Source organism: Segatella oris (assembly GCF_900637655.1).
Taxonomy (GTDB): Bacteria; Bacteroidota; Bacteroidia; order Bacteroidales; family Bacteroidaceae; genus Prevotella; species Prevotella oris.
In genome coordinates this window covers 2,017,087-2,031,272 of the sequence record NZ_LR134384.1, presented here as the reverse complement: position 1 = coordinate 2,031,272, position 14,186 = coordinate 2,017,087, and the positions used below count along the sequence as shown (strand labels likewise).

Annotated in this window: 11 protein-coding genes; 8 read left to right on the top strand and 3 right to left on the bottom strand. The window is 41.3% G+C overall.

Annotated features, from left to right (window positions below):
• Entirely contained in the window at positions 1 to 1,206 is a 1,206-nt protein-coding gene (locus tag EL210_RS08495) for an Lnb N-terminal periplasmic domain-containing protein (protein WP_026285850.1), read from the bottom strand.
• An 85-nt stretch (positions 1,207 to 1,291) separates the two neighbouring features.
• On the opposite strand from EL210_RS08495, the gene EL210_RS08490 reads away from it, so the two are divergent.
• From EL210_RS08490 to EL210_RS08450, 8 genes are all read left to right on the top strand, one after another.
• On the top strand, positions 1,292 to 2,596 hold the full coding sequence (locus tag EL210_RS08490) for a hypothetical protein (protein ID WP_025879654.1): 1,305 nt from the start codon (positions 1,292 to 1,294) through the stop codon (positions 2,594 to 2,596).
• Positions 2,597 to 2,662: 66 nt separating this feature from the next.
• Positions 2,663 to 3,313: an LptA/OstA family protein gene (locus EL210_RS08485; protein ID WP_036889400.1), complete on the top strand. Its 651-nt coding sequence runs from the start codon at positions 2,663 to 2,665 to the stop codon at positions 3,311 to 3,313.
• A 15-nt stretch (positions 3,314 to 3,328) separates the two neighbouring features.
• The gene (locus EL210_RS08480; protein WP_025879655.1) at positions 3,329 to 4,600 is read left to right on the top strand and encodes a hemolysin family protein; all 1,272 of its coding nucleotides are present in this window, start codon (positions 3,329 to 3,331) and stop codon (positions 4,598 to 4,600) included.
• A gap of 228 nt (positions 4,601 to 4,828) precedes the next feature.
• Positions 4,829 to 6,970: a peptidylprolyl isomerase gene (locus EL210_RS08475; protein ID WP_018919136.1), complete on the top strand. Its 2,142-nt coding sequence runs from the start codon at positions 4,829 to 4,831 to the stop codon at positions 6,968 to 6,970.
• A 776-nt stretch (positions 6,971 to 7,746) separates the two neighbouring features.
• Entirely contained in the window at positions 7,747 to 8,697 is a 951-nt protein-coding gene (gene ftsY / locus EL210_RS08465; protein ID WP_004374871.1) for a signal recognition particle-docking protein FtsY, read from the top strand.
• A gap of 21 nt (positions 8,698 to 8,718) precedes the next feature.
• Positions 8,719 to 10,020 (top strand): 30S ribosomal protein S12 methylthiotransferase RimO, encoded by a 1,302-nt coding sequence (gene rimO / locus EL210_RS08460; protein WP_018919135.1) that lies wholly within the window; start codon positions 8,719 to 8,721, stop codon positions 10,018 to 10,020.
• An 11-nt stretch (positions 10,021 to 10,031) separates the two neighbouring features.
• Complete coding sequence (locus EL210_RS08455; protein ID WP_004374875.1) at positions 10,032 to 10,325, top strand: HU family DNA-binding protein; 294 nt, start codon at positions 10,032 to 10,034, stop codon at positions 10,323 to 10,325.
• The gene (locus EL210_RS08450; RefSeq protein ID WP_018919134.1) at positions 10,303 to 11,547 is read left to right on the top strand and encodes an HU family DNA-binding protein; all 1,245 of its coding nucleotides are present in this window, start codon (positions 10,303 to 10,305) and stop codon (positions 11,545 to 11,547) included. Before EL210_RS08455 ends, EL210_RS08450 begins: the two co-directional genes overlap by 23 nt.
• 101 nt (positions 11,548 to 11,648) lie before the next feature.
• Here the strand turns inward: EL210_RS08450 and EL210_RS08445 are convergent, their stop codons facing one another.
• Together EL210_RS08445 and EL210_RS08440 are read right to left on the bottom strand one after the other, a co-directional pair.
• Entirely contained in the window at positions 11,649 to 13,223 is a 1,575-nt protein-coding gene (locus EL210_RS08445; protein ID WP_018919133.1) for an Rne/Rng family ribonuclease, read from the bottom strand.
• Between the two features lie 230 nt (positions 13,224 to 13,453).
• Positions 13,454 to 13,735, bottom strand: coding sequence for an HU family DNA-binding protein (locus EL210_RS08440; RefSeq protein WP_004374881.1), 282 nt, complete (start codon positions 13,733 to 13,735; stop codon positions 13,454 to 13,456).
• Positions 13,736 to 14,186 lie beyond the last annotated feature (451 nt).

Genomic DNA, 14,186 nt, shown 5'->3' with positions numbered 1-14,186 from the left:
TTATAATAATTGATGTTGATTTTGTGCGACTCTGAATGACATGACGCTTGTTATAAGCAAAACGAATGCCAAGAGTTGTATTCCGTCTGCAAAAGTTTGGAAAAAACTTCCGATACATCCTATTGTATAACATGAGATTATGAGAAGTTGGTAGTTTCTCTTATTGCGGATTTTTGGGAAAAGTAGTAATAGGTTGAGCGGATTAAGTATGAATATCTGTAAATTAAGACTTACGGTAGGATGTTGACTGAAGATCATTGCAGTGAGTATAAAACCACAAAGTCCAGTTACTAACCATAAAACAGAGAAAGTCAGGATATAGTAGCATCTGGCTTTTCTTTGTAGTACAGTAGATGTTATGGCTATCACAACGATAAAGAATATCAGAATGTTGGGTGTAAATTTATTGAAGAAATCATTATCTTCCATGTTGTTTATTGGTGTGGGAGAGAGCAAGTAAAAACTTTTACTGACGAGTTCTTTTGTTTTTCCATGTCCATAGTTTACAGTCGCATGTTGAAAATCATGACTTAGGGAATCAGGAAGAAATTGTCGTTCCTCCATTGAAAGTGGGCGGTCAGCCTTAAGACCAAGGAGTAAATCGTTGCCCCATTTAGCCCATTGATGTTGTTTGTTCCACTGATGGATTTCCTCCCTATATGACGATGTAAAATGTTGGTAACCATGATAATCAACAAAACCATTCATATTATTGATTAAGATGTCGCGTGCTCTTGTCGTGCAGTTATCGTAGAAATAATTATAACGATATGTCCTGTTTTCTGGCATGTAGTTTTTATCTATAGCCAAAGCGATATTTTGCTTGTCTTGAGGTGAAAGATTTAGAGTTTGTTCTTTCACCCATCTCCCTTCGCTTTTATACTCTTCGTAGAAGTCTTCATAGGGTATAATACCCATTTCATAGTCTGTCAAACCAAAAACAAATCTCAATATAAAATATTTCTGACGAAATGAGAATATCCCGTAATTAATGACAAGATCTTGATGATTTCTCAAATCCTGAAACCTTATTGCTGTATGTCCGTACAGAGAATAAATCTCATGTCCTGGGCCACAAGTAAGTAGGCTGATTTGCATGGAATCACCATAAATGTCAGACGATGTTTGTGCTGCTTGGATATTATGTGTAAAAGACATTGAAAAAACAAGCAGTACACTTCTGAAAATATATTGAAAACGTTTCACAATGCAAAAATAGCTTATATTTCTGAGTTATCATGCATTTGTTTCTGATTTTTTTGATAATTTTGCAAGCAATTATATAGCAATTATGAATAAACTATTATTAAGCGCTACCTTGTTGACTGCAATATCAACAACAGCATTAGCTCAAAGTGGCACTAATTCACCATATAGTCAATATGGCTTAGGTTTATTGTCCGATTATGGTACAGGGTTTAATCGGGGAATGAATGGCTTAGGCTTGGGTTTTCATGAACATGGCCAAATCAACTACATGAACCCTGCATCTTATTCTTCTTTGGACTCTTTGTCATTTATATTTGATGCAGGTTTCTCTGGTCAATTGACGAATTTTAAAGAGAATGGTGTTAAGAAGAATGCTAAGAACGGTGTGTTTGATTATGTTGTAGCGGGATTCCGTGCAGCCAAACATGTTGGCGTTAGCTTTGGTGTTATTCCTTATTCAAATATCGGATACAAATATGCTACAACAGGAGATTTGAATAACAAGCAGTCGCCATCTTATCAGACTTACACAAATACATTTGAAGGTAATGGGGGACTGCACCAAGTTTATCTCGGTGTGGGCTGGCAACCATTTACAGGTTTGTCTATAGGTGCAAATATTGCTTATCTTTGGGGAAACTATACACGTTCTGTGGTTAACTCTTACAGTGATGCTTATGTTAATACCATCTCAAAGTATTATACGGCGACTGTGAACAACTACAAACTTGATTTCGGTGTGCAATATACTGCTCGCCTGTCAAAGAAAGATGAGTTGACCATTGGTGCAACCTATGGTTTGGGACACAAGTTAGATGTAGATCCTGAATGCAGAATCATTTCAAACAACTCACAAACGAACGTGTCTGATACTACTTCTTTGAAAATTAAGAATGGTTTAGAACTTCCAACAACATTTGGAGGTGGCTTGATGTTTAATCACAACAATAAATTGAAGGTAGGCGTTGACTATTCATTGATGCAGTTTGGTAAAGTAGGCTATCCAGAATATACATTGGAGAATGGTGTGCCAAAATATGTTCTTTCCAACAGTATCTACAAAGATCGCCACAAATTAACCTTGGGGGCAGAGTTTTGTCCCAATGAAAAGGGGCGTAAGTTTTCTAACCGTCTTCGCTATCGTTTAGGCGCTTCTTATGCTACACCATATTATAAAGTGAATGGTGTGGAGGGGCCGAAAGAGTATGGAGTAAGTGTAGGTTTGGGTATTCCTGTTATTAATGAGTGGAATAATCGGTCTATACTCAATATCAGTGGTTCATGGGTTCGGCAGGAGGCACCAGGGCTAATCAAGGAGAACACTTTCCGGATTAATATTAGTTTTACGTTCAACGAACGTTGGTTTGCCAAGTGGAAGGTTGAATAAAAAATAGTCTTAGGCTCTGTTTTTCCCATGTTGAAACCTATAAGGTATAATATATGTTTGGCTATGATGTCCATAATGCTTTTCATTGCCTGTGAAGAACAGCATGAACATACTGCTCCTGCAATCCGTGCTCGTGATTCTGTCGCTGTTATGACAAGCTATGGTGTCAATACGTTGATTTCAGATTCAGGCGTTGCCAAATATCGGATTGTCACTGAAGAATGGGAGATCAATACCAATTTACAACCGTCTCGCTGGCTGTTCAACAAGGGAGTGTTCCTCGAACAATTCGATGAAAAATTTCATGTTCAGGCCTATATTCAGTGTGATACGGCTTATTATTACGATCAGATGAGGTTGTGGGAGTTGCGTTCTCGGGTTCGCATTCTCACCAAGGACGGCTTACGTTTTGCCAGTGAACAGTTGTTCTGGGATGAAGGGAAACATGAACTCTATTCAAATGTTTTCTCTAAATTGATTACACCTGACCGCACACTTCAAGGGAGTTATTTCCGCAGTGATGAGCAGATGACGAAATATTTCATATCCAACACGAAAGGCTCTTTTGCCAAAGACGATTTCGAGGGAGGAGACAATGGCGCCAATGATGCAAATATGACGGATTCTGCGCGGCGTGCGCAAGACTCTATTGCAAAGTATCAGCATCCTATTGCAACACCGCAACGTAGAAACACATCAATTCCTTTGATGCATTGATTAAGTTTTTGTATGATGAATGAAACCATAGATATTCCTTTGGTAATCGGCATTTTGGGCACGATGGCATTTTCTGCTTTCTTCTCGGGAATGGAGATTGCTTTCGTTTCCAGTAATCGTATGCTTTTTGAAGTTGATAAAGAGAGACATGGTGTGGCAACGCGGCTCATTAATTTCTTTTATCGTCATCCCAATGATTTCGTGAGTACGATGCTTGTTGGAAACAATGTCGTGCTTGTCATTTATGGTATTCTGATAGCCCGTTTCTTTGACAATTCAATCTTCCATGGGTTTACTCCGGCTTTTACGGTCCCTGCCGATACGGTTCTTTCAACGGTGATTATGCTCTTTACGGGGGAATTCTTGCCGAAAATACTTTTCAAAAGCAATCCGAACGGGCTGATGACGCTCTTCTCTCCAATGGCATTCCTTTTTTACATCGTGCTTTGGCCAATCAGTCGTTTCGCGACTTTTCTTGCGAAGTTACTGTTGAGATTAGTCGGTATTAAAATGGAAAAGGAGGATAACGAGGAAGAATTTTCTAAGATAGATCTTGATTATCTTGTCCAGTCCAGTATTGATAATGCAAAGTCTGATGATGAGATTGATGATGAAGTGAAGATATTCCAGAACGCTTTGGAGTTTTCGGAAACAAAGGTGCGCGACTGTATGATTCCTCGTACAGAAATCAATGCTGTCGAATATGATTGCACTGTAGCTGACCTCATGCAGAAGTTTATTGAAAGTGGGAATAGTAAAATCATCGTTTACCGTGGTGATATTGACCATATAGAAGGCTATATTCACTCATCGGAAATGTTTCGGACGGCAGGGAAAGATTGGCATGAGTCTGTTCGGACAATGCCTTTTGTGCCCGAAACAATGGCAGCTCAGAAATTGATGAAGACCTTTTTGCAGAGTAAGAAAAGCCTTGGCGTCGTGGTTGATGAGTTTGGAGGAACAAGTGGTATCGTGTCTTTAGAGGATATTGTGGAAGAGATATTCGGCGATATCGAAGATGAACACGACAGCAATAAATATGTTGCCAAGAAGATGAGCGACAATGAATATCTCCTGTCTGCACGCTTGGAGATTGACAAGGTGAATGATATGTTCAATCTTGGTTTGCCTGAAGATGATGATTATAAAACGGTCGGTGGCTTTATCCTGAACTTTTATCAGAGTTTTCCCAAGCTTAATGAGGTCGTGAAAATCGGCCATTTCAGTTTCAAGATTATCAAGAGCACAATGACAAAGATCGAGTTGGTGAAGCTTACAGTCTTGTGATATGGCAGCTTTCTTTTGTCGTTGCCCCCCTGCCTCTATCTGCATGACAGCAGAAACAAGTCGTCAATGTTATTGACTTTTATCTGCTTTTAATACCCATGCGGGGCCTATAATAAGTATTTTTTACGTGAAAAATTGCGCTATATGCTTTTTTATTCGTATTTTTGTGGGCAATTTAGTTGATACAGAGAAAGAAATAACTAAAAAAATAAAAAACAAATTAAAGTAATGGCAGCATTAGGAAAAATTAGAAGCAAAGGCGCCTTTCTGATGGGTATCATTGGATTGGGTCTTTTTGCATTCATTGCTGAAGAGGCCTTTCGCTCTTGTGAGTCGACTCGTAACAATGCGCGTCAGCAGGTAGGAGAGGTTTTGGGAGAGAAGATTAATGTGAATGAATTCCAAAAACTTGTTGATGAGTACACTGAAGTTATCAAGATGCAGCAGGGTGCTGAGGCTTTGAATGACGAGCAACTCAACCAGGTAAAGGACATGGTATGGAACACCTTCGTGCAGACGAAGATTGTAGAGCACGAGGCTAAGCAGCTTGGTCTCCGTGTCACAGATGCTGAATTGCAGAATGTGCTGAAAGCAGGTACCAACCCAATGTTGCTTCAGACACCTTTCGTTAATCAGCAGACCGGCCGCTTCGATGCAAATGCATTGCAGAAGTTCTTGGCTGAATATGACACACAACGTTCGGCTAATCCGCAAATGGCTCAGCAGTATGAAACCATCTATAAGTATTGGACATTCATTGAAAAGACACTTCGTCAGCAGCTTCTGGCACAGAAATACCAGAGCTTGCTTGCACATTGTCTCCTGTCAAACCCAGTAGAGGCAAAGATGGCATTCAAGGAGGAGAACAATGAAAGCAATATCCAACTTGCTGCATTCCCTTACAGTTCAATCCAGGATGACAAGGTTCAGATTACAGAGTCTGACCTTAAGGCCAAGTATGATGAACTGAAACCACGTTTCCAGCAGTATGTAGAGAGTCGCGACATCAAGTATGTTGATTTTCAGGTTACACCTTCTGCAGCTGATAAGAATGCGCTTCAAAAGGAGTTTGCCGGATATGCCAAGGACCTTGCTTCAGCAGAAGATCCTTCCGCGGTTGTGCGCAAGAGCTCCTCACTTGTGAACTATCTGGGTATTCCTGTCGGTAAGACTGCTTTCCCCTCGGATATTGCAGCAAAACTTGACTCTATGGCTGTTGGTCATACGTCTGGTATTATAGAGAATACAATGGACAACACTTTGAATGTTATCCGACTGATTGCTAAGCAGCAGTTGCCTGATTCCATTGAGTATCGCCAGATACAAGTCGGTGGTGCAAGTGCGGATGTTGCTCACAAATCTGCCGATTCTATCTATGCAGCATTAAAGGCCGGAGCTGATTTTGAGGCTGTAGCTAAGAAGTATGGGCAGACTGGTCAGAAGGCATGGATGACCACACAGCAGTATCAGAGCGCGCCTTCTATGGACAATGACACCAAGAACTATATCACAAGTCTGAATATGATGGCTGTCAATGAGACCAAGAATATCGTCTTGCCACAGGGCAATATCATTGTTCAGGTGCTCAGCCGTAAGGCCATGACCGACAAGTATATTGCTGCTGTTATCAAGAAGAATATTGTCTTCTCTAATGAAACTTACAGCAAGGCTTATAACAAATTCTCTTCATTCGTGAGCGCCAATCAGACGGGAGATGATATCATCAAGAATGCAGCTAAGAATGGTTATAGGGTGCAGGAAGCCAATGATATTACAACAGCTCAGCATTATTTGGCCAATATCCACGGCACTCGTGATGCATTGAAGTGGCTCTTTGAGGCAAAGCAGGGCGCGGTTTCTCAAATGTACACCTGTGGTGATAATGATCATCTTCTCGTTGCTGTTCTCACCAAAATCCACCCTGTAGGCTATCGTTCTTTGGATGATTCTCAAGTAAAGGAAATGGTGAAAGCCGAAGTAATGAAAGACAAGAAGGCTGAAATGCTTATGAGTAAGTTGAACGGTGTGAGCACACTTGCTGCTGCCAAGGCAAAGGGAGCAAAGGTTGCCGATGTAAATCAAGTCACTTTTGCTGCTCCCGTGTTCGTTACGCTTACGGGTGCAAGCGAGCCAGCTTTGAGCGGTGCAGTCTATGCAACAGCTAAAGGTAAGTTCTCAACAAAAGCTGTGAAGGGCAACGCCGGTGTCTATATGTTCCAGGTTACCAATAAGACCATGCGTCCGGGTAAGTTTGACGACAAGACCATGGAGCAGAAGTTACGCCAGAAGACTATGCAGTATGCCGGCAACTTCATGAATGAACTCTACATCAACGCTAAGGTTGTTGATAACAGATATCTCTTCTTCTGAACGAGAAGTATATAAAAAGAAAAGGCAGTCTGTATCATGCGGGCTGCCTTTTTTCGTAATTTTGCATAAAATGTTGTCTTATAGCATTCCCTTTTGTGGCTTATGAAACTACATTGGATGATATTTTCAGCGAGCCGAAATAACCTGCTCTGAATTCTATAAGAGCGTATCTATAGGTCTGTAATGAATGAGTAATAAATGCTGAAAATACAGTAAGGGCTTTCCTTTTCTCATTAAGTTTTTTTATGAAAAAACTCAAAATACCTGACAATCTGTTTTGTCTTGTTTTTTCCTTAGCTTCTTTTCATCTTTCATTTTGTTTCATGATGCGGTCTGAAATGAGTCACTTTAGCTTGTAATCTGTGCCGAGTCAGCGCGTGAAGTGACGCAGATTGCAAGCTGATTCGTGTCATTTGAGTTGGTATCATGAAGCTTTAAGCATGCCTGTTGATAAGTGGAGATGAAAAAAGGGAAAGCATGTTGCTACTTTCCCTTTGGCAAAGATAATGAATTTTGCAGGCGAATGCAAATCTAAGGTGAATTTATTTTACACTAAAGATAGCTTCGGTTTGTGTCTTGCCGAATGCATCTCTTCATTATTTTACATTCATACCTTTTTTCTTCCTTACTTTTTTATTATCTTTGCAGAAGATAAGCGGCATGCGGTTATGGGGAGGATGAAATTCGTTTATGTTTCATATGCGATGTTCTTGCACAAGGGTATGTCTGCTTGAAAGACTTTCTTTGTTTGCTGCTTATCATCAAATTACGTAATTATGGGAATTTTCGGACTATTTAACAAGAAAAAGAAAGAGACGCTCGACAAGGGACTTGAGAAGACCAAGGAGAGCGTGTTCAGTAAGCTGACGCGTGCTGTTGCCGGTAAGTCTAAGGTTGATGACGAGGTGCTTGATAACCTTGAAGAAGTATTGATAACCAGTGATGTGGGAGTAGATACGACATTGAAGGTCATAGAACGCATAGAGGAACGCGTTGCCAGAGATAAATATGTCTCTACTTCAGAGCTGAATGGCATCCTCAGAGAAGAGATAGCATCGCTGTTGGCAGAGAATAATACGGATGATAATGATAGTTGGGAACTCCCAAGCGACCATAAACCTTATGTGATTTTGGTAGTGGGTGTGAATGGAGTAGGGAAGACTACGACAATTGGTAAACTTGCTTATCAGTTTAAGAATGCAGGCAAGAAGGTCTTTTTAGGTGCTGCCGACACATTCCGTGCAGCTGCTGTAGAGCAGATTTCCATTTGGGGTGAGCGCGTGGGAGTGCCTGTCATCAAACAGCAAATGGGCTCTGATCCGGCCAGTGTAGCTTTCGATACGCTGCAAAGTGCCAAGGCTAATGGAGCGGATGTTGTGTTGATAGACACTGCCGGACGTCTACATAACAAGGTGGGGCTGATGAACGAGTTGAAGAAAATCAAGGAAGTGATGAAGAAAGTGCTGCCCGAAGCCCCTGATGAAGTGATGCTTGTGCTTGACGGGAGTACCGGACAGAATGCTTTCGAGCAGGCTAAGCAGTTCTCTGCAGTTACGAATATCACGAGTTTGGCTATCACTAAATTAGACGGAACAGCTAAAGGTGGCGTAGTTATTGGCATCAGCGATCAGCTGAAAGTGCCTGTAAAGTATATCGGTTTGGGCGAGCAGATGGAAGACCTTCAGCTGTTCAATCGTAAAGAGTTTGTTGACTCTTTGTTTGCCTGATATCGCATAGAAGTGTTTCAGATGAAGAGAAATCAGATAGATATCATAACCATGGGTTGCTCAAAGAACCTCGTTGACAGCGAACATCTGATGAAGCAATTCGAAGCTAACGGATATCATTGTGTCCATGACAGCAAACGACCTGACGGGGAGATTGCTGTTATCAATACATGTGGCTTTATAGAATCTGCCAAAGAAGAGAGCATCAATACCATTCTTGAGTTTGTTCATGCAAAGAATGAAGGGCGTTTGAAGCGTCTTTATGTGATGGGGTGCCTGTCGCAGCGCTATAAGGACGAGCTTGAGAAAGAGATTCCAGAGGTGGATAAGTTCTATGGGAAGTTCAACTACAAGCAGTTGCTGACTGATCTCGGTAAGGCGGAGGTGCCATCCTGCAATGGTCGGCGTCATTTGACTACGCCCCGGCATTATGCTTACGTGAAGATTGCCGAAGGGTGTGACCGCCATTGTGCCTATTGTGCTATCCCTTTGATTACGGGAAAGCATGTGAGTCGCCCAAAAGAAGATATCTTACAGGAAGTAAGAGAACTTGTTAATGATGGTGTTAAGGAGTTTCAGATCATTGCACAAGAACTTACTTACTATGGAGTTGATATTGACGGGCAGCGGCATATTGCTGACCTTATCAGTGATATGGCCGATATCAAGGGAGTCAAGTGGATACGATTGCATTACGCATATCCCAATCAATTCCCATTGGAACTGCTTGATGTTATTCGTGAAAAGCCGAATGTCTGTAAGTATCTTGATATTGCTTTGCAGCATATTTCCAACCATATGCTCAATGCAATGCACCGTCATGTGAGTAAGGAGGAAACCATAGAACTGATTAAGAAGATACGCGAAGCTGTCCCTGGCATACATATTCGCACGACATTGTTGGTTGGGTTTCCGGGTGAAACAGAAGAAGATTTTAACGAACTCGTTGAGTTTGTCAAGTGGGCAAAGTTTGAAAGAATGGGTGCTTTTGCCTATTCTGAAGAGGAAGGAACATACAGTGCAAATCATTATGAAGATGATGTTACGCCAGAAGTCAAGCAACATCGCCTTGACACTTTAATGGCAATACAGCAGGAAATCAGTGCTGATGTGGAGGCTGAAAAGGTTGGTAAGGTGATGAAAGTTATCATTGACCGTAAAGAAGGTGATTATTATATCGGACGTACGGAGTTCTGTTCGCCTGAAGTTGACCCTGAAGTGCTTATTCCTGCAGCGGGTGTTCGGCTCCGTGTTGGCAACTTCTACGATGTGAAAATAACGGATAGTGAGGAGTTTGATCTTTATGGACATGTTGTTAAATAACAGTTCTTGGTATGAATAATAAGGAATTTATCGCTGAATTGGCTTTGAGAAGTGGCTACACTCAGGCCGATGCACAGAAACTCGTCAATACGCTTATTGAAGGAATGGGTGACAGTTTTGAAGCTGGGGAGAATGTTTCTTTGACGGGTTTTGGTACGTTTGAAGTGAAAAAACGTATGGAACGTGTTGTTGTCAACCCCTCTACAGGCATGCGAATGTTAGTGCCACCCAAGTTGGTGTTGGGCTTTAAGCCGAATGCATCCATTAAAGAGAAACTTAAAAATGGAGGAGATGGCAATGACTAATATGAAAGATATAGCACGCTGTTTGGTTGATAAGCACGGGCTTAAGGTGGCTGATGCCGAGCATTTCATTGCGTTGATGATAGATGTCATTAATGAAGGAGTGCAGCGTGAACGGCAAGTTAAGATAAAGGGATTGGGTACATTTAAGTTGACAAGTGTCAGTTCCCGCGAGAGTGTCGATGTGAACACGGGGGAACGTATTGTGATTGAAGGGCGTGACAAGATATCCTTTACGCCGGATAATGCTATGAAAGAACTGGTCAACAGGCCTTTCTCGCAGTTTGAAACAGTTGTAATTAACGAGGGTGTTGAACTGGAAGACGAGTTTGAAGAGCAGTTGGAAGAGTCTACTCCGGTTGAAGAAAAAACAGAAAGTGTAGAGGAAAAGACGGTTGAAAAGGTTGATAATCCCCATGAAGAGCCAGTCGAAGCTGTTGCTGTTGTGTCAGAGTTGCCGGCAGAAACTGTGTCTGTGGAGGAGGATATACAGGAAAACAATGTGCGAGATGCTGTTTCAGAACCAGTCGTTTCGGAAGTAGAAAAAGTGGAATTTGTACAGGGAACCGTTGAAACTGCTACTGATAGTGTAGTAGAGGATAAGGTGGAAACGCCGGAAACGTCATCAGAAAAAGAGGTTGAGCCTGTGATAGGAAGAACTGAAGTACAGGAAGATACAGTTCAAGATGCCGAAGATGTTGCCACAGTTAATACTCCTCATAAGTCTCCTTATATGAAGTTATTGGTGGCTTCTCTTGTGGCATTATTTGTAGTTCTTGTTGGAACAATATGCTATTTGTTCATGGAATTATATCAACGGAATGATCGAATTGAGAGTTTGATGACAGAGGTGGGAACACTTCAGATTGAACTTCTAAAGAAAGATTACTCCACATTGAAGGGGCCTTCAAAGGTTATGAAGCCTATTGCTGTAGCGGAAAAGCCTGCTCCTGTTGTTGAAAAGCCAGTTCCTTCAAAGGAAGAAAATCCTTATGATGAGTTGAATAACAGTGATGCGCGTGTTCGTACGGGTGCTTACCGCATTGTCGGTGTCAAGCAGGTTGTCAAGGTGCAAGCCGGGCAGACGCTTGCTTCTATCAGTCGCCAGCACTTAGGGCCAGGCATGGAATGCTATTTGGAAGTGATGAATAAGGAGAAAGTGCTGAAAAAAGGAGACAGGGTAAAAATCCCCGAATTGGAGCTTAAGCGCCATAAGAAGCATTGACAGTAACTTTAGTTTTTATAAAAACATAAGCTGCATACAATCATCTGAAGATATGATGTATGCAGCTTTTTCTTAATACAAGTTTGAACTTGCAGGATGGTTTATTTTGTTTCTATTTCCTCTTTCATATCAATGAATTCGCCTTGACTGTCATAAAACTCGTATTGTAGGAATGCAAGTTTCTGCGATGGAATGATATGTACGCCGAACCCATATTTGAGTTGCCACTTGCAACGAAGGGAAATAAACCCTTTGTTGATGTAGGCAGCCACATATGGATGAACGTGTAAATAGAACTTTGCGATGCCAATCTTGTTGACAAGGCGGTCAATCTTTCTTTCCAATTGGTCGGTGAAGAGGATGCTTGATCTGATTTTTCCGGTGCCATTGCAGGTGGGACATGTCTCCTCTACATTGACATCCATTGCCGGACGCACGCGTTGACGCGTAATTTGCATCAGTCCAAATTTACTCAGGGGCAGGATATTGTGTCTTGCCCTGTCTTTCTGCATGTTCTTACACATGCGTTCATAGAGCATCTGTCGGTCTTCCGCAAGGTTCATGTCGATGAAGTCTACAACGATGATTCCTCCCATATCGCGTAGTCTTAGCTGTCTTGCCAGCTCATCGGCTGCCCCTAAATTCACGTCAAGAGCATTGGCTTCCTGTCCGTTTTCAGATTTCGAGCGGTTTCCACTGTTTACATCTACGACATGAAGTGCCTCGGTATGTTCGATAATCAGATAAGCCCCATGCTTATAGTTTATGGTTTTACCGAAGCTTGATTTAATCTGTTTGGTAACGTTGAAGTTGTCGAAGATAGGCACTTTGCCCGTATACTGCTTGACAATATTTGCTTTTTCTGGCGCAATGAGTGTCAAGTAGTGTTTTACTTCGTTGTAAACTTCTTCGTTATTGACATAAATATTTTCGAAACTTGGATTGAACAGGTCTCTCAACATAGCGATAGCCCTGCCTGTTTCTTCAAATACCAACTGCGGTCTTTTCTGTTGTTTCTGTGTCTTGAGGATTGCGTCCTCCCATCGCTTTGTCAACACTTTCATTTCTGTGTCGAGTTCTGCGACCCGCTTTCCTTCTGCAACAGTCCTTACAATGACACCGCAGTTTTTAGGTTTAATGCTGTAGATGAGCTGCTTCAGTCGTGCACGCTCTTCACCACTTTTGATTTTAGAAGATACTGAGACTTTATCTCCAAAAGGAATAAGGACAATGAAACGTCCTGCAAACGAAAGCTCACCTGTCAGTCGGGGACCTTTAGTGGAGATGGGTTCTTTTACAATCTGCACCAAAACTTCCTGTCCGACAGAGAGTACTTGCTGAACACTTCCGTCCTTTTTCAAGTCAGGCAACCTCTGTGCCTTACTGAAAGGATAGAGTCTCTTCCTATCGCTGTTCACCTGTTTCAGATACTTGGCGTAGGAATTGAATTGACTGCCTAAGTCAAGATAATGCAGAAAAGCATCGCGTTCATAGCCAACATCCACGAAGCATGCGTTAAGTCCCGGCATGAGTTTCTTAACTTTAGCAGCGTAAATGTTGCCAACAGAGAAAGAAGCCTGCCGTGGTTCATTCTGATATTCCACCAGATTTTTATCCTCTAACAGAGCTATCGAAATTTCTTTCTCCCTTACGTCGATTACAACTTCGCTTGTCATTTTTTAATCTTTACTTAGTTCTTACTGTTACCATAAAGGGGCATGTCACAACTTCCTTGTGGATGTATTGACATGCCCCCTAAGTCCTTAATAGGCTATCAAGCTTATTTGCTCTTATGTCTATTCTTGCGTAGTCTCTTTTTACGCTTGTGAGTTGCCATTTTGTGGCCCTTCTTCTTCTTTCCGTTTGGCATAATCTTTAAATTTTGAAATATAATTATTTGTTATTGTTATTCGTTCTTCATCTGTTCAATGAATGACTTTGACGGCTTGAAACTTGGCAAGTCGTGGGCCTCAATCGTCATAGTTGTATTCTTGAGGATATTGCGTGCGGTCTTTGCTGCACGGTGTTTGATGACGAAACTGCCAAAACCACGCAGGTATACATTCTCTTTCTTTTCAAGTAAACTATTTTTAATGGTCTCCATAAAGCTTTCGACAACCACTGTGACATCTCTTTTCTGGACGCCCGTTGCCATAGCAATTTCATTAATGATATCTGCCTTAGTCATATTTGTATTGTATTTTTTATATTCTTATTTTGTATGGTTTGTCACCCTCTCTTTTGGGTTTGCAAATATACGAGTTTTTTGAATGATATGAAAATTTATCGATACTTTTTTAGGTAAAAGAGGCTAAAATATTTTCAGAACTGCTTTGTTTTCATTGATTTACGCGTTTTAAGCACTTCTTATTCTACTTTTTGTAGTGATGTCATCTCCTGTTTGATATTGTTGTGTGTCACTCATTTTATCATAAGTTTATATAATGTCCGGTGCATGCAAGGTTTAATCTAAGCAAGCGACTTGATATTCTCAAAGGGATAGAGAGCGGGAGAGTGCTTTGCATAACTTAAATAAACTAATGATTTGTTAATTCTCATCGTGAATGTTTGCAATTTCTTTTAAAAGGCTTGCGTATTTGAAATAGAAGATATTCTCGGTCTGAATATACGCTGTTTTT

Coding starts and splice junctions, on each gene's coding strand:
- EL210_RS08490 (WP_025879654.1), top strand. CDS start 1,292: ATGAATAAACTATTATTAAGCGCTACCTTGTTGACTGCAATATCAACA.
- EL210_RS08485 (WP_036889400.1), top strand. CDS start 2,663: ATGTCCATAATGCTTTTCATTGCCTGTGAAGAACAGCATGAACATACT.
- EL210_RS08480 (WP_025879655.1), top strand. CDS start 3,329: ATGAATGAAACCATAGATATTCCTTTGGTAATCGGCATTTTGGGCACG.
- EL210_RS08475 (WP_018919136.1), top strand. CDS start 4,829: ATGGCAGCATTAGGAAAAATTAGAAGCAAAGGCGCCTTTCTGATGGGT.
- ftsY (WP_004374871.1), top strand. CDS start 7,747: ATGGGAATTTTCGGACTATTTAACAAGAAAAAGAAAGAGACGCTCGAC.
- rimO (WP_018919135.1), top strand. CDS start 8,719: ATGAAGAGAAATCAGATAGATATCATAACCATGGGTTGCTCAAAGAAC.
- EL210_RS08455 (WP_004374875.1), top strand. CDS start 10,032: ATGAATAATAAGGAATTTATCGCTGAATTGGCTTTGAGAAGTGGCTAC.
- EL210_RS08450 (WP_018919134.1), top strand. CDS start 10,303: ATGGAGGAGATGGCAATGACTAATATGAAAGATATAGCACGCTGTTTG.
- EL210_RS08445 (WP_018919133.1), bottom strand. CDS start 13,223: ATGACAAGCGAAGTTGTAATCGACGTAAGGGAGAAAGAAATTTCGATA.
- EL210_RS08440 (WP_004374881.1), bottom strand. CDS start 13,735: ATGACTAAGGCAGATATCATTAATGAAATTGCTATGGCAACGGGCGTC.